General features: G+C 56.0%; 25 protein-coding genes. 12 read left to right on the top strand and 13 right to left on the bottom strand.

Translation table 11 applies throughout. The annotated features are described in order from the left end of the window. Window positions 1-18 precede the first annotated feature (18 nt). Window positions 19-1,716 (bottom strand): NAD-dependent malic enzyme, encoded by a 1,698-nt coding sequence (locus ACR6JA_RS06575; RefSeq protein ID WP_166863902.1) that lies wholly within the window; start codon window positions 1,714-1,716, stop codon window positions 19-21. A 221-nt stretch (window positions 1,717-1,937) separates the two neighbouring features. Between ACR6JA_RS06575 and cscK the strand changes: the two genes are divergently transcribed. From cscK to ACR6JA_RS06605, 6 genes are all read left to right on the top strand, one after another. Next, on the top strand, window positions 1,938-2,861 hold the full coding sequence (gene cscK, locus ACR6JA_RS06580; RefSeq protein ID WP_494493138.1) for a fructokinase: 924 nt from the start codon (window positions 1,938-1,940) through the stop codon (window positions 2,859-2,861). 155 nt (window positions 2,862-3,016) lie between these two features. Next, window positions 3,017-4,534 carry a carbohydrate porin gene (locus ACR6JA_RS06585; protein WP_213714283.1) on the top strand — a complete coding sequence of 506 codons (1,518 nt, stop codon included), beginning with the start codon at window positions 3,017-3,019 and terminating at the stop codon, window positions 4,532-4,534. Window positions 4,535-4,597: 63 nt separating this feature from the next. After that, the gene (locus ACR6JA_RS06590; protein ID WP_213714281.1) at window positions 4,598-5,971 is read left to right on the top strand and encodes a sucrose-specific PTS transporter subunit IIBC; all 1,374 of its coding nucleotides are present in this window, start codon (window positions 4,598-4,600) and stop codon (window positions 5,969-5,971) included. Next, complete coding sequence (locus ACR6JA_RS06595; protein ID WP_494493139.1) at window positions 5,968-7,377, top strand: sucrose-6-phosphate hydrolase; 1,410 nt, start codon at window positions 5,968-5,970, stop codon at window positions 7,375-7,377. Before ACR6JA_RS06590 ends, ACR6JA_RS06595 begins: the two co-directional genes overlap by 4 nt. A 30-nt stretch (window positions 7,378-7,407) precedes the next feature. Next, window positions 7,408-8,415: a LacI family DNA-binding transcriptional regulator gene (locus tag ACR6JA_RS06600; protein ID WP_213714278.1), complete on the top strand. Its 1,008-nt coding sequence runs from the start codon at window positions 7,408-7,410 to the stop codon at window positions 8,413-8,415. Between the two features lie 38 nt (window positions 8,416-8,453). Then, on the top strand, window positions 8,454-9,062 hold the full coding sequence (locus ACR6JA_RS06605; protein ID WP_494493140.1) for a GNAT family N-acetyltransferase: 609 nt from the start codon (window positions 8,454-8,456) through the stop codon (window positions 9,060-9,062). A 9-nt stretch (window positions 9,063-9,071) separates the two neighbouring features. Here the strand turns inward: ACR6JA_RS06605 and ACR6JA_RS06610 are convergent, their stop codons facing one another. From ACR6JA_RS06610 to ACR6JA_RS06630, 5 genes are all read right to left on the bottom strand, one after another. After that, window positions 9,072-10,463 (bottom strand): heavy metal sensor histidine kinase, encoded by a 1,392-nt coding sequence (locus ACR6JA_RS06610; protein WP_494493141.1) that lies wholly within the window; start codon window positions 10,461-10,463, stop codon window positions 9,072-9,074. Continuing rightward, window positions 10,460-11,137 (bottom strand): heavy metal response regulator transcription factor, encoded by a 678-nt coding sequence (locus ACR6JA_RS06615; protein ID WP_494493142.1) that lies wholly within the window; start codon window positions 11,135-11,137, stop codon window positions 10,460-10,462. The genes ACR6JA_RS06610 and ACR6JA_RS06615 overlap by 4 nt, the downstream gene beginning before the upstream one ends. A 75-nt stretch (window positions 11,138-11,212) precedes the next feature. Continuing rightward, entirely contained in the window at window positions 11,213-11,992 is a 780-nt protein-coding gene (locus ACR6JA_RS06620; protein WP_213714269.1) for an alpha/beta fold hydrolase, read from the bottom strand. A 170-nt stretch (window positions 11,993-12,162) separates the two neighbouring features. Next, window positions 12,163-13,029, bottom strand: coding sequence for an NAD(P)-dependent oxidoreductase (locus tag ACR6JA_RS06625; RefSeq protein WP_213714268.1), 867 nt, complete (start codon window positions 13,027-13,029; stop codon window positions 12,163-12,165). Window positions 13,030-13,054: 25 nt separating this feature from the next. Beyond that, entirely contained in the window at window positions 13,055-14,275 is a 1,221-nt protein-coding gene (locus ACR6JA_RS06630; protein ID WP_213714265.1) for an MFS transporter, read from the bottom strand. Window positions 14,276-14,385: 110 nt separating this feature from the next. Here ACR6JA_RS06630 and ACR6JA_RS06635 point away from each other — a divergent pair, with 110 nt between their 5' ends. Both ACR6JA_RS06635 and ACR6JA_RS06640 read left to right on the top strand, forming a co-directional pair. Beyond that, on the top strand, window positions 14,386-15,294 hold the full coding sequence (locus ACR6JA_RS06635) for a LysR family transcriptional regulator (protein WP_213714263.1): 909 nt from the start codon (window positions 14,386-14,388) through the stop codon (window positions 15,292-15,294). A 103-nt stretch (window positions 15,295-15,397) separates the two neighbouring features. Further along, entirely contained in the window at window positions 15,398-15,946 is a 549-nt protein-coding gene (locus tag ACR6JA_RS06640) for a GNAT family N-acetyltransferase (RefSeq protein WP_213714261.1), read from the top strand. A gap of 483 nt (window positions 15,947-16,429) precedes the next feature. Here the strand turns inward: ACR6JA_RS06640 and ACR6JA_RS06645 are convergent, their stop codons facing one another. The 3 genes from ACR6JA_RS06645 to ACR6JA_RS06655 form a co-directional block, all read right to left on the bottom strand. Continuing rightward, entirely contained in the window at window positions 16,430-16,690 is a 261-nt protein-coding gene (locus ACR6JA_RS06645) for a hypothetical protein (protein WP_494493143.1), read from the bottom strand. A gap of 61 nt (window positions 16,691-16,751) precedes the next feature. Then, entirely contained in the window at window positions 16,752-17,648 is an 897-nt protein-coding gene (locus ACR6JA_RS06650) for an SDR family NAD(P)-dependent oxidoreductase (RefSeq protein ID WP_494493144.1), read from the bottom strand. Window positions 17,649-17,673: 25 nt separating this feature from the next. Then, window positions 17,674-18,411 carry an SDR family oxidoreductase gene (locus tag ACR6JA_RS06655; RefSeq protein WP_494493145.1) on the bottom strand — a complete coding sequence of 246 codons (738 nt, stop codon included), beginning with the start codon at window positions 18,409-18,411 and terminating at the stop codon, window positions 17,674-17,676. A 124-nt stretch (window positions 18,412-18,535) separates the two neighbouring features. Between ACR6JA_RS06655 and ACR6JA_RS06660 the strand changes: the two genes are divergently transcribed. Continuing rightward, window positions 18,536-19,450, top strand: a complete 915-nt coding sequence (locus ACR6JA_RS06660) for a LysR family transcriptional regulator (protein ID WP_213714254.1) — start codon at window positions 18,536-18,538, stop codon at window positions 19,448-19,450. Window positions 19,451-19,546: 96 nt separating this feature from the next. Further along, window positions 19,547-20,317, top strand: coding sequence for a BPL-N domain-containing protein (locus tag ACR6JA_RS06665; protein WP_494493146.1), 771 nt, complete (start codon window positions 19,547-19,549; stop codon window positions 20,315-20,317). Here ACR6JA_RS06665 and ACR6JA_RS06670 read toward each other — a convergent pair. From ACR6JA_RS06670 to ACR6JA_RS06685, 4 genes are read right to left on the bottom strand one after another with little or no spacing between them, the layout of a single operon-like run. Then, window positions 20,278-21,222 carry a dienelactone hydrolase family protein gene (locus ACR6JA_RS06670; protein ID WP_494493147.1) on the bottom strand — a complete coding sequence of 315 codons (945 nt, stop codon included), beginning with the start codon at window positions 21,220-21,222 and terminating at the stop codon, window positions 20,278-20,280. The two genes, ACR6JA_RS06665 and ACR6JA_RS06670, sit on opposite strands and share 40 nt — an antisense overlap. Window positions 21,223-21,254: 32 nt before the next feature. Beyond that, window positions 21,255-21,902: a helix-turn-helix transcriptional regulator gene (locus ACR6JA_RS06675; protein WP_213714246.1), complete on the bottom strand. Its 648-nt coding sequence runs from the start codon at window positions 21,900-21,902 to the stop codon at window positions 21,255-21,257. 13 nt (window positions 21,903-21,915) lie between these two features. After that, window positions 21,916-22,893, bottom strand: a complete 978-nt coding sequence (locus ACR6JA_RS06680) for a threo-3-hydroxy-L-aspartate ammonia-lyase (RefSeq protein WP_494493148.1) — start codon at window positions 22,891-22,893, stop codon at window positions 21,916-21,918. A gap of 23 nt (window positions 22,894-22,916) precedes the next feature. Continuing rightward, window positions 22,917-23,306 carry a RidA family protein gene (locus ACR6JA_RS06685; RefSeq protein ID WP_494493149.1) on the bottom strand — a complete coding sequence of 130 codons (390 nt, stop codon included), beginning with the start codon at window positions 23,304-23,306 and terminating at the stop codon, window positions 22,917-22,919. A 208-nt stretch (window positions 23,307-23,514) separates the two neighbouring features. Here ACR6JA_RS06685 and ACR6JA_RS06690 point away from each other — a divergent pair, with 208 nt between their 5' ends. Continuing rightward, window positions 23,515-23,961: a DUF3290 domain-containing protein gene (locus ACR6JA_RS06690; protein WP_008458932.1), complete on the top strand. Its 447-nt coding sequence runs from the start codon at window positions 23,515-23,517 to the stop codon at window positions 23,959-23,961. Window positions 23,962-23,970: 9 nt separating this feature from the next. After that, entirely contained in the window at window positions 23,971-24,606 is a 636-nt protein-coding gene (locus ACR6JA_RS06695; RefSeq protein ID WP_213714234.1) for a DUF421 domain-containing protein, read from the top strand. The last annotated feature ends 91 nt before the right edge of the window (window positions 24,607-24,697 follow it).

A 24,697-nucleotide genomic window follows, 5' to 3' on the forward strand; every position in this document is an offset into this window, starting at 1 on the left:
TGTACCACAATGGCTTCGTTAGATGGAAGTCCGGCGATAGTCGCGGTATTCCGGCAGCCAGAAGTTGTCGTCGATGGCCTGCTTCAGGGCTTCAGCGGAGGTCACTACCGCTACGCCTTGCTGCTGGGCAATCTTCGCCACGGCAAAGGCGATGGCGCGGGACACTTTCTGAATGTCCTTCAGCTCTGGCAGCACCATGCCTTCTCCATTGTTCAGCAGCGGAGAATGCTGAGCCAGCGACTCGCTCGCCGCCATCAGCATTTCGTCGGTGATGCGTGACGCGCCGGAGGCAATCACCCCGAGGCCAATGCCAGGGAAGATATAGGCGTTGTTGCACTGGGCGATAGGGTACGTCTTATCTTTCCAGGTCACTGGATCGAACGGGCTGCCGGTGGCCACCAGCGCGGCGCCATCGGTCCAGGTGATGATGTCCTGCGGCGTTGCTTCCACGCGGGAAGTCGGGTTAGACAGCGGCATCACAATGGGGCGAGCGCAGTGCTTGTGCATTTCGCGAATGATCTCTTCGGTGAACAGGCCGGTCTGGCCGGAAACGCCGATAAGAATGTTTGGCTTCGCGTTACGCACCACGTCCAGCAGGGAAATCGCTTCGTTTTCCAGATCCCACTCCGCCAGGCTTTCGCGGCTCTGCACCAGTTTGGTCTGGAAGGAGAGCAGGTTAGGCATGTTGTCGGTGAGCAGGCCAAAACGGTCAACCATGAACACGTTGCCACGGGCGGCTTCTTCGCTCAGCCCTTCGCGCTGCATCTGGGCAATGATCTGCTCGGCGATGCCACAGCCCGCGGAGCCTGCGCCCAGGAAGACGATTTTCTGCTGGTTAAGCTGACTGCCTGCCGCACGGCTGGCGGCGATCAGCGTCCCGACGGTCACAGCGGCGGTGCCCTGAATGTCATCGTTAAACGAGCAGATCTCGTCGCGGTAACGGGTCAGCAGCGGCATGGCGTTTTTCTGCGCGAAGTCTTCGAACTGCAGCAGCACGTCCGGCCAGCGATGGCGTACGGCCTGGATAAACTCGTCCACAAACTCGTAGTAGTCGTCGCCGGTAATGCGCGGATGGCGAGAGCCCATATACAGCGGGTCGTTCAGCAGTTGCTGGTTGTTGGTGCCGACGTCCAGCACCACCGGCAGGGTGTAGGCCGGGCTGATGCCGCCACAGGCGGTGTACAGCGACAGCTTCCCGATAGGAATGCCCATCCCGCCGATGCCCTGGTCGCCCAGGCCGAGAATACGTTCGCCGTCGGTCACCACGATCACTTTGATGTTGTGGTTCGGCACGTTCTGCAGAATATCGTCCATGTGGTGACGATTTTCGTAGTTGATAAACACCCCGCGAGAGCGGCGGTAGATTTCTGAGAAGCGTTCACAGGCGGCACCCACGGTTGGGGTGTAAATCACCGGCATCATCTCTTCCAGATGATTTTCAACCAGGCGGTAGAACAGCGTTTCGTTGGTATCCTGGATGTTGCGCAGGTAGATGTGCTTGTCGATTTCGGTTTTGAAGCCCTGGTACTGAATCCAGGCGCGTTCCGCCTGTTCTTCGATAGTTTCAACCACTTCCGGCAGCAGGCCGAGCAGGTTGAAATTGCGGCGCTCTTCAATGCTGAAAGCGCTGCCTTTATTTAACAGGGGGAATTCAAGTAAAACGGGTCCGGCGTAAGGGATGTAAAGCGAGCGGTGTTTTTTTGGTTTGATGTCCATGTGCATACTCTTTTTTCGACGTAACGTCTTGCCAATAAGGCTCATTCGGTGAGTTGTCGCGCGATATTATGGCACAGCGGTTTGGCATCTGACACAGCCAGGCCAAGAACTTTGGTTACACAAGTCCTCAAATCGGCAGGAATTTTGTTTCAGCACGTTCCGCGAGTGTGCTTAAATAGCTAAATCAGTTTAGCAATATTTAGCTTACGAATGGAGACACCATGAGCGTACAAGTTTGGGTTCTGGGCGATGCCGTCGTCGATCTGCTTCCGGACGGCAATGGCCGGTTACTGCAATGCCCTGGTGGGGCACCGGCCAATGTTGCCGTCGGGATTGCGCGCCTTGGCGGCAGCAGCGGATTTATTGGCCGCGTGGGGGACGATCCCTTTGGTCGCTTTATGCGACGCACGCTGCAGGAAGAAAGAGTAAACACCGAATTTATGCGTCTGGATGCCAACCAGAGAACCTCCACGGTGGTGGTAGATCTGGATGAACACGGCGAACGCACGTTCACCTTTATGGTTCGCCCCAGTGCGGATTTATTCCTTGAACACGGTGATATTCCGTCCTTCAGCCACGGTCAGTGGCTGCATGTCTGCTCGATAGCCTTAAGCGCGGAACCCAGCCGGAGCACGACGTTCTCTGCCATGGAGCAGATAAAAAAAGCCGGGGGCCAGGTCAGCTTTGACCCTAATATCCGCCCCGATCTTTGGCATGACGTTGCAGAGCTGCAGGCTTGTCTGACGAGGGCGCTGTTGCTGTCCGATGTGGTAAAACTCTCCGTCGAAGAGCTGATTTTTATCAGCGGGAAAACCCATCTCCATGAGGGCATTAAAAAGCTGGTCAGCCGCTTTGCTATGCGACTTCTGCTGGTCACTCAGGGTAAGGAAGGCGTGCTGGTGTATTACCACGGTCAGATCTACCACTTTGATGCCAGGCCCGTGGTCTGTGTGGATACCACCGGGGCAGGCGATGCTTTTGTTGCCGGGCTGCTCAGCGGCCTGGCGACAAAAGGCTTACCCGACAGCGAAGAAGCACTGGCCGGGGTTATCGCTCAGGCACAGCTTTGCGGGGCGCTGGCGACAACGGCGAAAGGCGCGATGACCGCGCTGCCTCACCGGGAAGAGGTCGAGCAATCGCTGTAATACGGTAAAAATATATTCTGATTGTCGTGCCTGTCACATTTACTAAATCGGTTTAGCAAAATTCGTTGCCTTCGGCATTTCGCCCTGGTTACCCTTTTTCAACTAAACCGGTTTAGCTAAACAAATGACATTAGCCTCTCAGGGATACGACGAACATGTATAAAAAAAATAAACTGGCGGTGATGATAGCCTTGCTGATCGGCACGGCGTCCGCGCAGGCCGCCACGGATTTAAACAGCATAGAATCACGCCTTGCCGCGATGGAGCAGCGCTTACAGGATGCAGAAAGCAGGGCGAAGGCCGCGGAACAACGCGCCAGCGCCGCCGAAAGCAAAGCGCAACTGCTTGCCACTCAACAACAGCAAACTCAGGCAACCACTCAGGCGGTGGCCGACCGTACCGCCCGACTGGAATCAAAAGCAGATAAGCAAACTGGTTTTGAATTCCACGGCTACGCGCGTTCCGGCCTGTTAATGAATGATTCTGCATCCAGCAGTAAAAGCGGCCCTTACTTAACGCCCGCCGGGGAAACCGGGGGGGCAGTAGGGCGACTGGGTAACGAAGCAGACACCTACGTTGAGCTGAATCTGGAGCACCGCCAGACGCTGGACAATGGCACCACCACCCGCTTTAAAGCTATGCTCGCGGACGGGCAAAAGACCTATAACGACTGGTCTGCGGACACCAGCGACCTGAATATTCGCCAGGCCTTCGCCGAACTGGGGAATCTCCCCGGCTTTGAAGGCCCGCTGAAAGGCAGTACCTGGTGGGCAGGCAAGCGCTTCGATCGCGACAATTTCGATATTCACTGGCTGGACTCCGACGTGGTGTTTCTCGCCGGCACCGGCGGCGGCGTATATGACGTGAAATGGAACGACGGGCTGCGCAGCAACTTTGCGGTCTATGGCCGCAATTTTGGCAACCTCGAAGACACCGGCAACACCGTCCAGAACTATATGCTGACCATGAATCACTTTGCCGGGCCGTTCCAGCTGATGGTCACCGGGCTGCGGGCAAAGGATAACGACGACCGAAAAGATGCCAATGGCGATTTGATTCAAAAAGAAGCCGCCAATACCGGCGTGCATACTCTGGTAGGGCTGCATAACGACAGCTTCTACGGCCTGCGCGAAGGCAGCGCTAAAACCGCGCTGCTCTACGGCCACGGACTTGGCGCGGAAGTAAAAGGGATCGGGTCGGACGGCGCGCTGCTGTCGGAGGCGAATACCTGGCGCTTTGCCAGCTTTGGCGTGACGCCGATTGGCGGCGGCTGGCATATTGCTCCGGCGTTACTGGCGCAAAGCAGTAAAGATCGCTACGTGAAGGGAGACAGCTATGAATGGGCCACGGTCAACGCGCGGCTTATCAAAGAAGTCACCCAGAACTTTGCTCTGGCGTTCGAGGGCAGCTATCAGTACATGGATCTGCGACCAGAAGGCTATAAAGATCGCAATGCGGTCAACGGCAGCTTCTACAAGCTGACCTTTGCCCCGACGTTGAAGGCCGGCAGCATCGGTGACTTCTTCAGCCGCCCGGAACTGCGCCTGTTTGCCACCTGGATGGACTGGAGCAGCAAACTGGACAAATACGCCGGCAATGACGCCTTCGGCAGCAGCGGTTTTAACGCCGGTGGGGAATGGAACTTTGGCGTTCAGATGGAAACCTGGTTTTAACCAATTTGCCTCCCGCTTCGGCGGGAGTGCCACGACATAACAAGAAAGCGTTTAGAGGTGACTATGGATTTCAATCACATTGCCCGAGAGCTGATTCCTCTGCTGGGCGGCAAAGACAATATCGCCAGCGCGGCCCACTGCGCAACGAGGCTGCGGTTGGTTCTGGTGGATGATGCGCTGGCAGACCAACAGGCAATTGGCAAAGTAGACGGCGTGAAAGGGTGTTTTCGCAACGCAGGGCAGATGCAAATCATCTTTGGCACCGGCGTAGTGAATAAAGTGTATGCTGCCTTTATTCAGGCCGCAGGCATTGCAGAGTCAAGCAAGTCCGAAGCCGCAGACCTTGCGGCGAAAAAGCTGAATCCGTTCCAGCGCATTGCCCGTCTGCTGTCGAACATCTTTGTGCCAATCATTCCTGCCATTGTGGCCTCAGGTTTGCTGATGGGGCTGCTCGGGATGGTGAAAACTTACGGCTGGGTCAGCCCGGATAACGCGCTCTATATCATGCTGGATATGTGCAGCTCCGCGGCGTTTATTATTCTGCCTATCCTGATTGGTTTTACCGCCGCCCGTGAGTTCGGCGGCAACCCTTACCTGGGCGCGACGCTGGGCGGAATTTTAACCCATCCGGCGTTAACCAATGCCTGGGGTGTGGCGGCCGGGTTCCACACCATGAACTTCTTTGGGCTGGAAGTGGCGATGATTGGCTACCAGGGCACGGTTTTCCCGGTGCTGCTGGCGGTGTGGTTTATGAGTCTGGTGGAGAAACAGCTGCGCCGGGTTATCCCGGATGCGCTGGATCTTATCCTGACGCCGTTCCTGACGGTCATCATTTCCGGCTTTATCGCGCTGCTGATTATCGGCCCGGCCGGGCGCGCGCTGGGGGACGGTATTTCGTTAGTGCTCAGTACGCTTATTGCCCACGCGGGCTGGCTCGCTGGGCTACTTTTTGGCGGGCTGTATTCCGTCATTGTGATCACGGGTATTCACCACAGTTTCCACGCTATTGAGGCCGGGCTGCTTGGCAATCCGGCCATCGGCGTTAATTTCCTGCTGCCTATCTGGGCAATGGCAAACGTCGCGCAGGGCGGCGCCTGCCTGGCGGTATGGTTTAAAACCCGGGATGCGAAAATCAAAGCAATTACGCTGCCTTCGGCGTTTTCTGCCATGCTGGGCATTACCGAAGCGGCGATTTTCGGGATCAACCTCAGGTTTGTTAAACCCTTTATTGCGGCGCTAGTTGGCGGCGCAGCGGGCGGGGCCTGGGTGGTTTCCGTGCATGTGTACATGACGGCGGTCGGCTTAACGGCGCTGCCGGGCATGGCTATTGTGCAGGCCAGTTCGCTGGTGAACTACATCATCGGGATGGTTATCGCTTTTGGCGTGGCGTTCATCCTCTCCCTGTTGCTGAAATACAAAGCGGAGTCTGAAGCATGACGCTTGCTTCCCGTTTACCGGCCATTTTGCAGGCCGTGATGACAGGCCAGCCCAAAGCCCTGCAGGATAAACACTATCCGCAGTGGCATCACGCCCCGGTAACCGGGTTGATGAACGATCCAAACGGATTTACCTGGTTTGCCGGGCGCTGGCACCTGTTTTATCAGTGGAACCCGCTGGCGGCGGACCATAAATACAAGTGCTGGGGCCACTGGAGTTCGGCTGATTTAGTGCAGTGGCGACACGAGCCGCTGGCGCTGATGCCGGATGAAGAATACGACCGCAGCGGCTGCTACTCCGGTAGCGCCGTTGACCTCGAAGGCAGGCTGACGCTGTGCTACACCGGCAACGTTAAGTTTGACGACGGCAGCCGCACGGCCTGGCAATGCCTTGCGGTGGAAAACAGCGCGGGTGGCTTTGACAAAATGGGGCCAGTTTTACCGCTGCCTGCGGGCTGCACCGGGCATGTGCGGGACCCGAAGGTCTGGCAGCACGAGGGCGTCTGGTACATGGTGCTGGGCGCGCAGGATCTTCATAAGCGGGGCAAGGTATTGCTGTTTTCTTCGCCGAATATGCGTGACTGGGAAAACAGAGGCGAAATTGCCGGAAACGGCGTCCACGGGCTGGCTGACGCAGGCTATATGTGGGAATGCCCCGATCTTTTCCCTCTTGACGGTAAACATGTGCTGCTCTGCTGCCCGCAGGGGCTGGCTCGTCAAAATGAACGCTTTCTGAACGTTTACCCTGCGGCGTATCTGGTTGGCGACTTTGATTACGCCACTGCGACATTCAGCCACGGCGACTTGAACGAACTGGATGCAGGCTTTGAATTCTATGCCCCGCAAACGGCGCTGGCGCCGGACGGGCGGCGTTTGCTCGTCGGCTGGATGGGCGTGCCGGACGGCGAGGAGATGCGGCAGCCAACCCGTGAACAGGGCTGGATCCACCAGATGACCTGCCTGCGGGAGTTTACGCTTAACAACGGCAAGCTTTATCAAAACCCGATAGCGGAACTGGCTTTGCTGCGTGAAGAAGAACAGCGCTGGCAAGGGCCAGCCAGCCTGGCTCCGGCGCTGGATGCAACACGCCTGGAACTCCAGATAGAAGCCACGGGTAGCTTCAGTCTCCGCTTTGGCGGCGGCCTGACGCTGGACGTTACCCGGCAGGGCATTACGCTTCAGCGTCCGAGCCTGGCGACGGGCGAGCCGCTTCACCGTTACTGGCATGGCGCGGTTGCCTCGCTGCAGATCCTCTGCGACAGCTCAAGCGTTGAGATCTTCATCAATCAGGGGGAAGGCGTGATGAGTAGCCGCTATTTTCCGCATCCTTCGGAGCGGCTCTCTTTCAACGGTGAGTCGGCGGTCACGTTGCGCTACTGGCCGCTGCGTTCCTGCATGATACAATGAGGGTTTTCGACTCATTGCCACGGTTGCGCTGTGAAAAAAACCAAACGCGTCACGATTAAAGATATTGCCGAACTGGCGGGCGTCTCAAAGGCCACTGCCAGCCTGGTCCTAAATGGCCGGGGCAAAGAGCTGAGGGTGGCCCAGGCCACCCGCGAACGCGTCATGACGATTGCGCAGCAGCAGCACTACCAGCCGAGTATTCACGCTCGCTCGCTGCGGGATGACCGCAGCCATACCATTGGGCTTGTGGTCCCGGAGATCACCAACTACGGGTTCGCCGTTTTCTCCCATGAGCTGGAAATGCTCTGCCGTGAAGCGGGCGTTCAGCTGCTTATCTCCTGCACTGACGAAAATCCGGGCCAGGAAAACATGGTGGTCAGCAACATGATTGCGCGCCAGGTTGACGGCCTGATTGTCGCCTCCAGCATGCTGACAGCTGCGGATTACCACAAACTGAGTGAGCAACTGCCGGTGGTGCTGTTTGACCGGCACATGAACGACACCGCATTGCCGCTGGTTGCCACCGACTCCGTGCAGCCTACCGCCGAGCTGATCGCCCCGATTGCCCGCCAGCATGCGGATGAATTCTACTTTTTAGGCGGCCAGCCGAGGCTTTCCCCCACGCGGGATCGGCTGGAAGGGTTTACCCAGGGGCTGACTCAGGCGGGCGTCACGCTGCGCCCGGAGTGGATCATTCACGGCAACTATCATCCAAGCTCGGGCTATGAGTCCTTTGCCGCGCTGTGCGCGCAGCTTGGTCGCCCGCCCAAAGCACTGTTTACCGCCGCCTGCGGCCTGCTTGAGGGCGTGCTGCGCTACATGAGCCAGCACAACCTGCTGGAGAGCGACATTCACCTGGCAAGCTTTGACGACCACTACCTCTATGACTCGCTGTCGGTGCGCATCGACACCATTCAGCAGGATAACCGCCAGCTGGCTTTTCATTGCTATGACCTGATCAGCAAGCTGATTGACGGGCAGTCGCCCACGCCGATGCAGCGCTATCTTCCGGCCAAAATATTACGTCGGCATTCATAACAAACAGCCTGCCACCGTCGCTATAGGGAAATAACGTTATGCAAACTTTTTGCTACCCGGCCGGAACGCTTCTTGCTGATGAAGAGCAGGCTGGACACGCCTCGCCGTTCAAGGTAATGATTGAAACTCCGCGCCTGATACTTTCGCCCCCCTCACCGGAAGATGCCCCGGCACTGCTCAGCATTTTTTCCGATCCACAGGTGATGAAATACTGGAACACCGCGTCCTGGTGCTCTCTTGATGATGCTCTGCGTTTTATCGACCGCAGAACGGCAGAGATGCAGGACCGATCGGCGCTGACGCTGTGCATTCGGGATAAACAGTCGGGCCAGCTGGCGGGAAAATGTATGCTTTTCAGCTTTGACTTTCATTCCCGCCGCGCCGAGATTGGGTTTGGTCTGGGGCGTGAGCACTGGGGGAAGGGACTGGTTAACGAAGCCGCCGAGGCGCTGATTGCCTATGCCTTTAAAGTGCTTAATCTGCGTCGTATCGAAGCTGAAATTGATCCTGGCAACCAGGCTTCTGCCGCCGCCCTGCAGAAGCTGGGCTTTGCTCGGGAAGGGCTGTTGCGGCAACGCTGGGAAATCAACGGCGTGATTTCTGACTCAGCGCTTTTTGGACTGTTGGCCGCAGACAAAAAAGCCTGAGGCGTTTGGCTAGTTTCGGTCAGGGAACCATAAACCAAAGTGGGTCACCCCGGCCTGGCTTTCTACCCAGCAGCGCCCCTGATGCAACTGCATGATGGAATGCACGATGGATAAGCCAAGCCCGCTGGAGTGCGCCGAGTCGTTGCGGGAAGGGTCAGCCCGGTAGAACCGGTCGAAAAGCCTTTCCTGGTGCGCCGGGGAAATGGTCTCCCCACGGTTCATCACCACGATGGACATACCTTCCGCTTCATGCCCGGCAGCAATCTCAATCTCACTGCCGGGCTCGGCATAGCGCACCGCGTTAGACAGCAGGTTGGCCAGCGCCCGGCGCAGCAACAGGGCATCCGCATTGACCGTGCCGCTGGCGTGGGTTTGAATCGCCACCTCACGCTCGGCGGCCAGATCCTCAAAATACTCACCGAGGCGGTGAATCTCTTCAACAATGTCAATATCACGCCGCTGGATCTCCTGGTCAGGCTGTTCCGCCTGGGCCAGAAACAGCATGTTGTCTATCATCCGCGACATACGTTGCAGCTCTTCAAAGTTCGAGCCCAACAGGCGCTGATAATAGGCGTTGTCCCTCGCCGCGCCGAGGCCAACTTCTGTCTGGCCGAGCAGGGTGGTTATCGGCGTGCGCAGGTCATGGGCCATATCGGCACTGACCTGTTTTAACTGCTGGAAACCGCGTTCCAGCCGCTCGAGCATCGCGTTGATTTGGTCAATCAGCGCATCAAGCTCCATCGGCACATCCTGCTTATCCAGCCTCGACGAGAGCGTTTGGGTGCCAATAGTCGCCGTGCGGTCGGCCAGACGACGCAAAGGCGAGATGCCCCGGCGGGCAAAGATCACGGCCAGCACGACCGAGATGGCCGCCATCATCGAGGCAAAGAGAATAATTTTGTTGCGGTACTCTTCGAGAATATGGGTTCTGTCGCTCAGTACCCGCGCCGACACAATCTCCAGCGGCGGTAAATTATTGGCCGAGGGGCTAATAGCCGCCATGTAAACCATCGGCGTGCCGTCCGCATTATTGGCGTGATGTACGGCCTCAAGCGTCAGCCGCTGATTGGCGGCCACCGGCGTCACGGTGGGAAGCGCGCGCTGCATGGGGTTAACTTCCAGCAATGTGGCACCGCCCACATAGCGGATCACCAGCAGGGATTCCGTATTGCCCAGCATATTGGCAAACAAATGGGGCTTTTCGCGGATCAACTGCCGCGCATCCAGATCCCGCAGCAGCGTACTGATCTGGTCCACGCGGGAAACCAGCGCCGCGTCATCACGGATAGAAAGCTGCTGGCGCAGGGCGTAATAGAGCGCGCTGCCCATGACGGTAAACGCCACAAAGGAAAAGGCGGCCAGCAACACGGCAAGGCGGAAGGTTAGTGAAGTGCGCTTCATGACTCTGGCTCGCAGCGGTAGCCCACGCCATGCACGGTATGGATTAGCCGCACCGGGAAGGGGTCGTCCACTTTTTGCCGCAGCCTGCGCACCGCGACGTCCACCACGTTAGTGTCGCTGTCGAAATTCATGTCCCACACGCGGGAAGCCAGAAACGTTCGCGACAGAACTTGCCCCGGATGCTGGAGAAAGCACACCAGCAGCTTGAACTCTTTATTGGTCAGCGTGATGCGCTTGCCTTCGCGCTCGCAGCGAAACTTGGCGACATCCACCAGCAGATCGGCCATCGTCAGCACTTCTTCGGCCTCGGCCTGCGGCTGGCCGCGACGTAAAATAATGCGGATCCTTGCCAACAGTTCGGCAAAGGAGAAAGGCTTGACGAGGTATTCATCGGCACCCAGACCAAGCCCGCGTAAACGGTCCTCCAGCGTGCCGCGCGCGCTCAGAAACAGTACCGGCGTCTGGCTGTGGGCGCGTAAACGCTCCATTACCGTCCAGCCGTTCATTTCCGGCAGCATGACGTCCAGCAGTATCAGGTCATAATTGTCTTCCCGGGCCAGATGCAGGCCGTCAATGCCGTTGGCCGCCCAGTCTGCGGTATAGCCCGCTTCGTTCAGTCCGCTCACCAGGTAGGCGGCGGTTTTCGCTTCGTCTTCAATAATGAGGATTTTCAAGCAGCGGGTCCCGTCAAAAAGAGAGAAAAGGGCGTGGAGACCGCCCCAGTCTCGTCATTATAAGAGGCGTGAACCTTAGTAGCCAGGCACGTGCGCCGCTTTCATGATCAGATTAGCCACCGCTTCAGGCTGGGAAATCAGCGAAACGTGGCTGGATTTTAGCTCGATGGTTTGCGCGTGCATACGCTTCGCCATAAACCGCTCCAGATCCGGGTTGATCGTGCGATCTTCGGTCGATACCGCGTACCAGGTCGGCTTGTCATGCCAGGCGGCAACCGTGGTTTTCGCCATGGTGATGGCTTTACCCATCGGCTGCTGCACCGCGTAATAGGCTTTGGCTTCGCTTTCCGGCAGGTCGCCGGCGAAATCGTGGATAAATGCCGACTCGCTCAGCGCGCCGTAGCCGTCGTCGTTCCATTTTAGGCCAGCGGAAGCCGGTGCCGCAGGGTATTTTTTGGTGAGCGCCGGGTAGTCTTCACCGGCTTCCGGAGCACGTGCGGCGATATACACCAGGCCTTTGACTTCTGGCTCATCGCCCGCCTGGCTAATCACCATTCCGCCGTAGGAGTGCGCCACCAGAATCACCGGGCCGTTTTGCTGCGCCAGGGCGCGTTTTACCGCGGCAACATCGTTATCTAAAGAGGTTGTCGGGTTCTGTACCGCCGTGACGTGCAGCCCTTTGGCCTGCAGCAGGGGAATAACTTTGCCCCAGCTCGATCCATCGGCAAACAGGCCGTGCACCAGCACGATGTTTTTCACTTCCTGCGACGCAGGTGTAGTGTCGGCATGGGCGGCCGTGGTACCAAAAGCAGCCAGCACAAGGGTGGCGAGCGCAGAGAGATGGCGTAATTTCATGATCTATCCTCAGGTTCAACAAAGGGGGTCAGGGCCAATTTAGCTCTCGGGCGCCAACAAAGTGCTGACGTGGAAATGACAAAAAAATGACAAACGTAGCCCGGTATGATCTTTGGGGTGGCATAAACAGAAAAGCCGGGCACAGGGCCCGGCTTTTTATTGCGGATGTCTCAGAGTTTGTCGTAAAGCCGGACGACGCTGGTCATGTTACTTTCGGCCAGCCCCTCAGCCATGGCGCGTAAAAATGCTCCATGCGCGGCGTCGATAGTGGGGGCAAGCTGCGGCGCCCCCATCTCTTGTAGCGTGTAGGTCAGGTCCTTCTCGATAAGTTCTACCGGGAACTGAGGGGCAAAATTCTCGCTTACCATGCTGCCTGAAAGATAGCCGGCGACGGCAGGCCACACAGACGTCCCGGCCATGGCCGACAGCACCCGGTTGGCATCCGCCCCGCTGCGCTTCAGAAAGCCAATAATCTCCGCCAGGCCGGTGACCTGCACCGCCATTAACGCGTTGGTGGCCAGTTTTGCCAGCGTCCCTTCACCCAGCTCACCGACGTGATGGAAAGCCGATCCCATGGCTTTTAATACCGGCAGGCAACGCTCAACCACAAACGGATCTCCCCCTAACAGATATGCCAGCTGGCCTGAGTCCACCTGCACGCGTGAGCCGGAGACAGGAGCCTCCAAAAAAGCAATGTCATGTCGCTGTATTTGCGAGCCGAGTGTTTTCACCCAACCCGGCGTCAGCGTAGAGCTTTCAATGGCCACGGCAGCAGCGGCCATGCCGGACAGAGCACCCTGTTCCTCATCCAGCCAGACCCGGTGAGAGGCGGCATCGTCACGCACCATGGCGATGACAAACTCCGCATCGGCCACCGCGGACCTGGGCGTAGGTGCCACCGTGGCGCCCAGGCTGCCTAAGGCTTCTGTTGCCTGGCGGGTACGGTTCCATACCGTGACGGAATGCCCTGCCGCCAGCAGGCGAGCTGCCATCCGGGAGCCCATCGCCCCCAGGCCAAGAACGGTAATATTACTCATAATGATTCCTTTAAATTTTTGCGGACTAGTTTGTGCTGCGGCGGGATTTGCTTTCTCGGGTAGCTATCACTGCCAACAGGCCGGCGAGGGCAAATCCGGCGGCAACATAGGGAATAGGGCGCGGTCCGGTCAGGTTTATCAGCACGCCGCCGACCAGTGAGCCGAAGCCAATCGCCGCGTTAAAGACCGAAACGTTGACCGAGGTTGCCGCATCCGGGCCGCCTTCAAGCGTGGATGCCTCTTTGAACACCAGGGTTTGCAGCAACACCGGCAGGGCCCCATAAGCTGCGCCCCACAGGGCGATAGCGATAAAAATTGAGGTATGGCTGACGGTCGCCGCATTAAGAAAAGCGAGGCTGGCGGTAAACAGTGCGGCCACCACGCCCAGACTGGTTCGCGGCGCCCGGGCGGCAAAAGGCCCCACCGCAAAGTTGGTGACAACACCTGCCGCACCGTAAACCAGCAATAAGATACTGATTTGCGAGCTGCTCTGGCGGGCCATTTGCTCAAGGAATGGCGTAATGTAGGTATAGGCCAGGAAGTTGCCGGTCACCACCAGCGCGGTGATACCAAGAATGGCCAGCAATGCTCTGTTTTTAAACACCGCGGAAATAGCGCCGCGTCTGGCGGATTTAGCGATTCGTACCGCGGGAACGGACCAGGCGATAAGCGTGAAAACCACCAGGCACAAGAGGCACAGAGCAGCAAACACCGCCCGCCAGCCGTAAAAATCGCCCAGCATCGTGCCCGCCGGGACGCCGAGCACCGTTGCCAGCGAAACGCCACCAAAAACAACGGATGTCGCCCGCACGGCGTTACGGGAAGCCACCAGATGCACGGCGGTCACCACCGCCGTGGACCAAAACACCCCGATAGCGGCGGCCACCAGAATACGGCCAATGAATACCACAAAATAATCCGTGGCCAGCCAGGTAATCAGATTGCCGGCAAAGCAAGCCGCCAGCAGCCCAGCCATCAGCGTTTTGCGGTTAATGTGCCCCAGTAACCCGGTCAGCGGCGCGGCGGTAAGCGCCACCATAAAAGCAAAAATAGTGACCAGATAACCGGCCACGCCAAGAGATACGTTTAGCCCGGCAGCCATGCCCGGCAGGACGCCTACCGGCATCAGTTCGGTACTGACAAAAGTAAAACAGCCCAGGCTTAGTGCCAGCACGGCCGCGATGCTGCGGGCTCGGGAAACGTGTGCGCCCTGTGGCGCAGCGATATTTGTACTGCTTGAATGCATAAAACCATCCTGAAAATGTGAACAGGTCGAGATGACGAACAAATTGTGGCGTCGCGCAGGGCAGAATGCGATAGCATGAAAGGCATATCACTTATGACTGAGAGTCAATAATGAGAGCATTAAGTTCGCAGTTGCTGGAAGGCGTGGACGTGATGGCGGCGGTGGTAGATACCCTGAGCTTTGGCGCTGCCGCCGAAATGCTCGATATGTCGCAGTCCGGCGTCAGCCGGGCGATTGCGCGCCTGGAAAAACGGCTTGGCATCCGCGTATTTGACCGCACCACGCGTTCAGTGCGGCTGACCGATGAGGGGCGGGAGTTCTACGAGCAGGTTATGCCGCTGATTGGCGCCCTGGCTGAAGTCACCGGCGGCGCAGCAGGGGACGGGCAAACCCTACGCGGGAAGCTGCGCGTGAACGTTGACCCATTGTTTGCCAGCCAGGTTTTAGGGCCACGCCTCGGCGCGTTTATGGATAAACATCCTGAGCTTGAGATCGAGCTGCGCAGCCGGGATGAACTGGGCGATCTTATTTCTGACGGATTTGACCTGGCGCTGCGTTTTGGTCACCCTCAGTCCTCGTCGCTGATAGCCAGAAAGTTGTTTGACACGCGGGTATTTGCCATGGCATCCCCCAAATATTTACAGCGATTCGGGCAGCCGAAAACGCCGCCGGAGCTTGAGAGCGAGCCACACCGCTGCATATTGTTCCGCGAACCGCTGACGGGAAAACCGTTTGCCTGGGAGTTTCACCAGGGGAAAAAAAAGCTGACGATCCGACCCAGAGGCATGTTAACGGTCAACGATGCGGAAACGGCGTTCAGTACCTGTCTGGCCGGACTCGGTGTTGTGCAAATCTTCGAATTAGGCAGTGAGGAGTATGTGTCTGCCGGGCGGCTGGTACCGCTGTTTCCTGAATGGTCAGATCACCGTTTCCCGCTCTACGCCTATTACCCGTCCCGACATCACGTCCCGGCGAAAACCCGGGCATTTCTGGACTTTGTTAGCGGACTGGTGGGTTAACGCCCTCAGGCAAATTCGTTGGCGATAAACACGATGAGGGCCTGGACCACAAAGGATTCAGGTAAAACGGAAATAGCTATTTACTCGGGAAGGAGAAGTACATATGCAAATACCAGAACTCCATACAGAACGCCTGCTGTTACAGCCATTAGTCCCCGAAGATGCTTCACAGATTCAGGTACTTTATCCACGGTGGGAGATCGTTCGTTATATGGTCTCCTCAGTACCATGGCCCTATCCGGATAACGGGGCTGAAAATTACGTCAATAACGTTGCCCTGCCTGATATGGAAAAAGGGATTGCCTGGATCTGGACTATCAGACATCGTCAGACCCCGGGCGAACTCATGGGTTTAATCTGCCTTTATGACGTGGAGGATAATAACCGTGGATTTTGGCTAGCGCCGGAATATCAGGGGCAGGGTTTTATGCGTGAGGCCTGTAATGCCGTGACGGATTACTGGTTTAATACGTTAAATAAGACAGTATTGCGTGCGCCGAAAGCGGCTCTCAATAGTCGTTCCAGACGTATTTCAGACAGTAGCGGCATGCGGCTTATCAGGACTGAAAAGAAAGAGTATGTCAGCGGTCTGCTGGATTCCGAACTCTGGGAAATCACGCGGGACGAATGGAATGCTCGTCAGGTTGACTAATGCGAGTAATGGAATGTCTGCTCTTCGCTCATTTCGGTTTTATCCCAGCAAGTTTGTCCGTTTTGTGCCAGAAGCGAACATATCTGACATCATGATGTGTTAATCAATGGTGGCAGATCACCAGTGCCGTCACCACCTTTAAGAGTATATATAGCAGCTATCATTTTTGTGTCGATGATGATGAGACAGTTTCCTGAGTTGATTACTACTTACAGAATGGTCATTTAGTGCCTAGTATGAGCCTGCACTACTTGGCACTTTTAAGAAGAGCGGCTATTAACATAGCCGCTTCTAATTTACCATTCTCCACCCGTACAACAGGTGATCCATTGATCAGGCTCATAAGAACGAACTCCTAACTTCTCCAGGCCGAATACAATCGTTCCATCGTCCTTTACAGTGATAGCTATTACTTTGTTGAATTGAGTCATTGCCCCACCTTGCGGTTTAACCAACTCTCCCTTTACAACTTCATCAGCTCTATTAGCGCTCAACAATCCACAAGAGCGACACAACCGGCAGGGCGAAGATCGCCGCAAAAATGGCCAGCTCTTCGCCCCAGCCGTAGCCAACTTTAATCACCCCGATCAGCATATTTACCGCCGCAATCAGGCACCACAGCACCGCAAAGCCTCGGGTGATGATAGCCTGGGCCGGCGGGTAGTCCGGGGTAAACAGCCGAATAAGCAGGTAGCAGCCGCCGGCAAGCAAAAAGCCGCTTAGCAGAAATAACAACGTGCGCATACAACACTCCAGGAAATGGCCTGCGGCTTAACCTTGGCAAGATAAGCCGCAGACTTAGGATTTACTGCCGGGGAGTCAACAGGTCGCCTAAACCAATGCGTTGCAAAAACTCTTTGCGGATACGGTCAGCTACGGCGTTTACCACTTCGGCACCGTCGTCAGAGGGATCAACGTGCACGCGGAACGGGCGTTTGCCATACGGCGCATTCACAATATCCACCATCGCCGCCGCGACATCGGCAACATCGGCATCCTCTGGCTCACAGGCCGCCAGGCCTTTCAGCGATTCATCTTCCAGCCCGGCAGTAGGGCCGGTTTTGGTATACACCAGCTCCCGCTCGCTGTCTGCAGGCTTCCCGGAGTGCAGGAAATGGTTGGTGCCTTTGGTAAAGGCCCCCGGCACCAAAATTGAACTCTCAATCCCCCAGCGGCTAAGTTCGGCGGCATAGCTGACGGCCACGGCATCCATCGCAGCTTTGGCGGCAAAATAAGGTGCCAGATAAGGCGGGGTACCACCTCGCGTACTGCTGCTGCCGACCCACAGCACCAGGCCTTTTCTTTGCTCGCGCAGATAAGGCAGTGCGGCCCGGTTAACCCGCTGGGTTCCCAGCACGTTAATATCGAATAACTGGCTGAACTGTTCCGGCAGAAACGCCTCGGCGGGGCCGAAGGACATATGCCCGGCATTGTGCACCACGACATCCAGCCGACCTTGCTCCGCGATGATCTGCGCGACTGCCGCCTCCGCCGAAGCCTCGGACTGCACGTCCAGCTCAATAGCCCGAAGATCAACGCTGTGATGCCACGCGTAATCCTTCAGGCTCTCAACCTGAGGCGCGTTGCGGCCCGTAATGTCCCGCATACTGGCATAAACGGTGTGCCCGGCATGGGCGAGGGCGCGCGCGGATAAGGCACCAAATCCGCTGGATGCACCGGTTATCAGAATAATTTGCTGCATGATTTTCTCCCGTTCGTCGCCGATCTTATGCAAAGCCGCCGTTTACGCGGATCACCTGAGAGTTCACCCAGCTGCCGTCCGGGCCGGCCAGCGTGGCCACAATGCTGGCGATTTCGTCTGGCGTGCCGATGCGCCCGAGTGGGGCGAGGTTGGCGATGGTTTGAATTTGCTCTTCAGTTTTACCGTTCAGGAACAGGTCGGTGCCGGTTGGCCCCGGTGCCACGGCGTTGACGGTGATATTGCGGCCACGCAGTTCGTTGGCGAGGACATGCACCAGGCCTTCAACCCCGGCTTTGGAGGCAATGTAGGGGCCGTAGGCCGGGAATGATTTGGCAATAACACTGGTTGAAAGGGCAATAATGCGGCCGCCTTCCCGTACCGATTCGGCGGCGTTAGCCAGCACCATAAATGCGCCACGCAGGTTTGTGCTGATAACTTTGTCGAACTCTGCGAGGCCAGCCGGAGTGATTTTCACCATCGGCATAACGCCCGCGCTGTGTACCACCACGTCCAGCTGGTTGTGGATGGCTTTCGCTTCGGCAAACAGACGGGTGACATCGCTCTCGGAGGAGACATCGGCCTGAATCGCCACGGCGTTCCCGCCGTTGTTTTTAATCGCCTGGACCGTTTCATCGGCGCTGGCTTTATTTCCGGCATAGTTGACGATGACGGTAAAGCCGTCGCGGGCCAGTCTTTCGGCAATGGCCCGGCCAATCCCACGGGAAGCGCCGGTCACCAGGGCAGTTTTGTTTGCAGTCGTCATGTTGTTCTCCAGAAGCGGTGAGTGAATCGCCCCGAGTGGGCGTGGGTGCATTGTTAATGTTTTTGATTTCGGGATAAACGGTGCTAATTTGATTAGATAATTCCGTTTTGGTTAATAATAGTAGATGGATAAATTTGACACTTTGCAGCTGTTCACCCGCATTGTTGAGCTGGGCAGTTTCAGCCAGGCTGCCGACCAGCTTGGTATCCCGAGGGCCACGGCAAGTAATGCCATTAAAGAGCTGGAGAGCCAACTGGGCTGCCGCTTGCTGGAGCGGACCACCCGGCATGTACGAGCCTCTCAGGATGGTAAAGCGTACTACCAGCGCTGTGTGTACATTCTTGCGGAGTTGAATGACGCGGAAGTCGCGCTGCGTCCGGTTGTGGCGCGGCCTCGAGGCATTTTGCGGATCGATCTGCAGGGGACGCATGCGTCGCACATCGTCCTGCCTCAGCTGGATGAATTTCACCGCCGCTATCCCGATATCGAACTGATTATCAGCAGCGGCGACAGGCTGGTTGATTTGGTGCGCGAAGGGATTGATTGCGTGGTGCGCGCCGGTAAATTACAGGACTCTTCGCTGGTTGCCCGTCATCTGGCTAATCTGCCGCAAATTGTCTGCGCCAGCCCGGATTATCTGGCGGCATTTGGCGTGCCCGTGCACCCGGACGATCTCGAGCATCATCAGTGCGTTAACTTTTTCTCGACGACCGGCGGCCTGAATTACCCCTTTGAATTCATTATCGATAACGAGCGCCAGGCTTATTCGCCTAAAGGCTGGGTGACGGTCAACGAAGCGGAGAACTATGTCATCTGCGCGCTGCGCGGCTGCGGCCTGGTTCAGCTCCCGCGCTACCACGTCGAACAGGCGCTGAGTGAAGGTCGGCTGGTAGAAGTGATGGCTGACTGGCAAAGCCCGGCCATTGCCGTTTCTGCGGTGTACACCCAAAACAGGCAACTTTCCCCGCGCGTGCGGGTGTTTATCGACTGGCTGAAAGAGATTTATAGTGCGCGGTTTCCTGCCGAAGGGAAGGCTTAAACACCGGCTAAACCTCGCCGCGATTTGACTGGTTTTTAAAAGGCTTCGGCATCCATACTGGCTTCTTCTAAAGTGCTTTTGAGACAGGATGCCCGGATGAACGTCCTCCAAGGTCTGAACGTATTTCGCCTGGCGCTCTGCGCTTTTTTATTATGCCCACTCGCCACATATGCGGCCAATAGCGGCCCCTTAAACATCGTCATATACCGGGGGGCCGCAGGCTGCGAGGGCTGTTCTGAAATGGTGGCAAAATCCCTGCAGAATACCGGGAAAGATATCGCCATTTCCTACATCGGTGAAAATGAAAAGCTCAAGCTTACCGGGCAAAATCTGAGTCAATTTGATCTCTACGTGCAGCCCGGCGGCGGACAGGATATTCCGGCCGCGTATGATGCCATTGGCGATGACGGCGCGGAGGCTATCAGAGAGTTTGTGAGACGCGGGAAAGGTTATCTTGGCCTGTGTATGGGGGCTTACCTGGCGGACAAAGACTGGTTAGGGCTTATCGACAGGCCCCTTGAGTCCGAGGTCCGGCGGCCCGGATCCGGCGTCTCAGATGAAGGTGACTACACGCTGAATATCCGCTGGGGGAATAAAAAAGAGCCTTTTTATTATCAGGATGGCCCTTATTTCAATCGCGGCACGAAAAGCAGCGGTTTTACGCCCGTGGCCTGGTACAGCAACGGCGATGTGGCTATCGCCGCTTACCGATATGGCAAAGGAAAAGTAGTGCTGACCGGCCCACACCCGGAGGCGGATGGTAGCTGGTTTGACAACAGCGTCGCCGGGCATACCTCGCCTCAGAGTAAAATGGCCCGGCTGCTTAGCTATTTCGACACGGGTTCGAACGGCACTCCCAGCGACTGAACAAAGGTTTTGACCTGCGGGTACCAGAGCTTAACGCCCGCTTTGCTGTCGGCAAAGTCATGAGAGTTTTCGCCGAAGGTGCCGATATCAACCATTCGGGCATGCCCTGCGTTGCCCTCCGCGTTGCGGGTGTAGGCATTAAACATTTGCTCCGGCATCGGCTGCGGCCAGAGCTGGTCGTTATCGCCGTAGAACCAAAGCGACGGGTAGCGCGCCTGTTTCCCGATACTGTCGTAGGTGTTAACCAGGTTTTGCTGCCAGCCAGCGCAGGTTTTCATGCGCAGGCCGCCGGAAAAGTTAATCACCCCCAGCACGCCCGGGATCTGGCGAGTACTTAGCGCCATAGTCACCAGCCCGCCGTCCGACTGCCCGGCAATCACAATGCGTGAGCGGTCAACGTAGGGCAGCTTTACCAGCTCAGCGAGCGCGGCGGCGGCGCTTTTTGCCTCGTCAAACGCATGACGACGAATATCGCACCCGTCTTTCGGGTATTGGCCGCCGGAGGCCGTGAAGCCTTCCCGCATCGGGATCGCAACCACAAACCCCCGATGAACAAATACCGAAGCGATTTGAAGATGGCGGGAGCGGGGCTGAGTGCGCGCATTGCCCGGATTTTTACCGTGGTTCATCAACAGCAGGGGAAAAGGGCCGTTGCCCGGAGGCTTGTACATCGTGGTTTCCAGCTCAACGGTTCGCCCCTCTATTTGCACGGGCAACATCACGATTTGCTCATTGAGCTGTCGATCCAGCCTCAGGGATGAAGAAGTGTTATTACTGGGGGAGCTACAGCCGCTGGCGCTGAGAAGAAACGTCGCAACCGGCAGCCCGGTGAGTAAGCGAAGTAAAGAACCGGAGCGCTGTGGCGCCCGAAATAGAGGCGCTATTAGCCACGTCAAAGAACCCATTTGTCTGCCCTGGCAAAGTTACTGCGGTTGAATTATGCCGTGTCGTCAACGGACGGCTGTTGTTTTGCATACAAATAAACCGATGCCCGGGAAACGCCCAGATGCTGCGCCACGGTCTCCATCGACTTACGGATATCCAGTAATCCTTCTTTTTTCAGCGTCTGCAACAGCTCAATTCTTTCTGAAGTTTTCAGCGCGCGCGGCGTGGTGCCTATGCCAGCCGCGTAACGATCGATTCTCAGCCGGATGGCTTCGGAACCTGCTGGTTCAATATGTTCTTCCACCGGGCCAGGGCTGGTGTCGGTGAAGCGGGCGAGTGCGCTTTGCATCCCTCTGAACAAAGTCATATCCAGGTTGAGGCAAAGGGCGGCGACATAGTTCCCGGCGTCATCTTTCAGCCCAATCGAGGTGCTTTTCACCGGGCGGCCGTCGGCAAACTGGTTGGCATAATTGGCGATCACCGTCGGGAAATCAGGGGAGGCGATGCGCGCCAGCCCCATTTCCGTAGCGCCCTGGCCAACCTCGCGGCCAGACAGGTTGTTGTGGATGGAGAGAATAGAGTGCTCGGGCTGCGTCAGGTCGTGCACCACCACCTCGCAAAAAGGCGCGAAGGTTTCACTCAACCCCTGGGCGATGTTTTCGAGCTGGTCGAGCAGGGCACTGTTTTCTGATTTTGACACTCTATTTCTCCTGTTAATTAACGCGAGCGGCGAGGTACTCAGCGTAGCGGCTGATATCGACGTTGCCGCCGCTGATGATAATCCCGATTCGCTTCCCGCGCAGGCTCTCTTTCATTCCGCGCGCGGCGGCAAAGCCAAGGCAACCCGTCGGCTCGACAACCATTTTCATCCGCTCGGCGAAAAACTTCATCGAGTCGATCAGCTCTTCGTCGGTGGCGGTGAAAATATCGTCCACGTTCTGGCAAATCATCTGGAAGGTATAGTCCCCGAGGAAGGTGGTTTGTGCGCCGTCGGCGATAGTTTTGGGCGTATCAATCCGCACAATTTGTCGATGCCGGAGTGACTGCTGGGCATCGTTCCCGGCTTCCGGCTCCACGCCGTAGACTTTGCAGTTGGGGGAAAGGTTGCGCGCCGCCAGCGAACAGCCGGAAATCAACCCGCCGCCGCCCAGGCAGACAAACAGCGCGTCCAGCTCGCCAACTTCGTCGAACAGCTCTTTCGCCGCGGTGCCCTGGCCGGCAATGACGTGCGGGTGATCGTAAGGCGGGATCAGCGTCAAGCCATATTTGTCAGCCAGATCTTTACCGATCTGCTGGCGGTCTTCGGTGTAGCGGTTATAGAGAATGACTTTGCCGCCATATTCACGCGTGGCGGCAATTTTGGCCGCCGGAGCATCTTCCGGCATCACTATGGTGGCCGGGATCCCCAGCAGCCTTGCGGCGAGCGCAATCGCCTGGGCGTGGTTCCCGGAGGAGAAGGCCACCACGCCAGCTTCTTTCTGCTCCGGCGTGAACTGAGCGAGGGCGTTCATGGCTCCACGGAACTTAAACGCGCCCATTCGCTGATAGTTTTCACATTTGAAAAAGACTTCGGCGCCAAACTCTTCATTCACGGTACGAGACGTCATCACCGGGGTGCGGTTGGCATGGCCCTCAATGCGTTTTGCTGCTGCGACCACATCTTCATAAACGGGGAGAACTAATTCACTCATTTTGCCACCTTTAAACGGTTGTCTTATTCAGAGAGCGCCACGGCTTCAATTTCGAGCGCCGCGCCGTAATGGAGTTGTGCCACGCCCGCCACCGCGCGGGAAGGGCGATGCTCGCCCATCCACGCCGCATAGAGGCTGTTAAACCGCGGCCAGAGATTGATATCCGTGATGTACACCCGCACGGAGACAAGATGTTGTTTTGTCACGCCCGCGCAGGCCAGACAAGATTCAATATTCTGCAACACCAGTTGAGTCTGTTCTTCGAAGGGCGCTTCGCAGCGAGGCGTGCCGTCCGCCGCCACGGGAAGCTGACCGGAAATAAACACCAAACCGCCTGCGGTGGCGGTATGAGAATAGTGCCCCACGGGGGCAGGAACCTGTTCGATATTGCGCAGCGTAATGTTCGGGGCCATGTATCCTCTCAAGCGCGGTCAGATTTAGACAAACAATCTATATCTGGACTAAATGTCGATCAAGAAGTTTTCAACATGGAAAGCAGCAAGGGGGATAGGGGTGAACTGGCAGGGAGGAGAAAGCCCGGTTCGCGGCCGTTAGGGCGGGAAATGCCAATGTGTTACTATAATAAAAAACGGGGTCTTAAGGGTTAGGGATTATAACTATATGAGATTTTATGGCATTGAATATCTACAAACGCAGTCTAATATTAATGATTATTTAAAATACATCATTATATTTAGTACTTTATTTATCCTGATCGTTTTTTTTAGCCTGTACATGCGTCATCGCTTACAAACTAAATATCGAGATCTAACAATTATAGTATTTTTATTTTTACTCTTCATTTCGGGTGTTCAGTATGCAGATTATACTGACAGTCAAAATATACACTCTCAATCATCACAAATGGTGAGCTTTGTTAAATTGCTATCAAAAGAAAAAGAAGTGGGCATGGATTCTATATTTTCAAATTCAGTACAACTCTCGGATGGCATCATCATTAAAATTAATGATCTTTACTATCGCGTCAATTTAAGCCCGGATCAAAAAACATATAGTTTAGTTGAGGTATCGTTAGTAAACCCAGGCATAGAAATCATAAAAAACTGAGGAGCAGAAATGATAATTTATACGCCGATCATGATAAAATTGGGCTTGGGGATATTGTGTCTGATTATTCAAATAAATCTCATGGGGAAGGGTAATCTGGCGCCTTCATCCGCAATGGACCAGGTTCAGAACTATGTGCTCGGGGGGATTATCGGTGGTGTAATTTATAATGAATCGATAACAGTACTGCAGTTTGTTTTGGTGTTAATTATATGGACCTTCCTCGTCTTTGTCCTTAAATTTTTAAAAGAGAATAATCGTCTAGTTAAAAGGATTATTGATGGCAAGCCAATCACCCTGGTACATAATGGTAGCGTCAATGTTAAGGAGTGTTTACGCAATGGTGTTTCTGCGAATGATTTGATGTTCAAGTTAAGGGCGAATGGCATTTATGAAATAGAACAGTTGAAGCGAGTGGTTCTCGAGCAGAATGGGCAATTAACCATTATACAAAGTGGTGATGAGAATATACGTTACCCAATTATAGTTGATGGTTTAGCTAACCATGATTTGCTCGAAATCCTTAACAAGGACAACGCCTGGTTAGAAAATGAAGTTATCAAACAAGGCTTTAATAAAATTAGCGAAGTCTATTTGGGCGAGTACCTCTCGGGCAGGATTAATTTATACGGATATGAAAGATAATCTCTAAAACCAGGCACCTGACCTATTGAGTTATAGATACAAAATGAATGCACTTGATCCCTTATATGTCCCTTTCCAGGGGGGAGCCTTG

The sequence above is a fragment of the Cedecea sp. B1(4) genome (assembly GCF_059414925.1).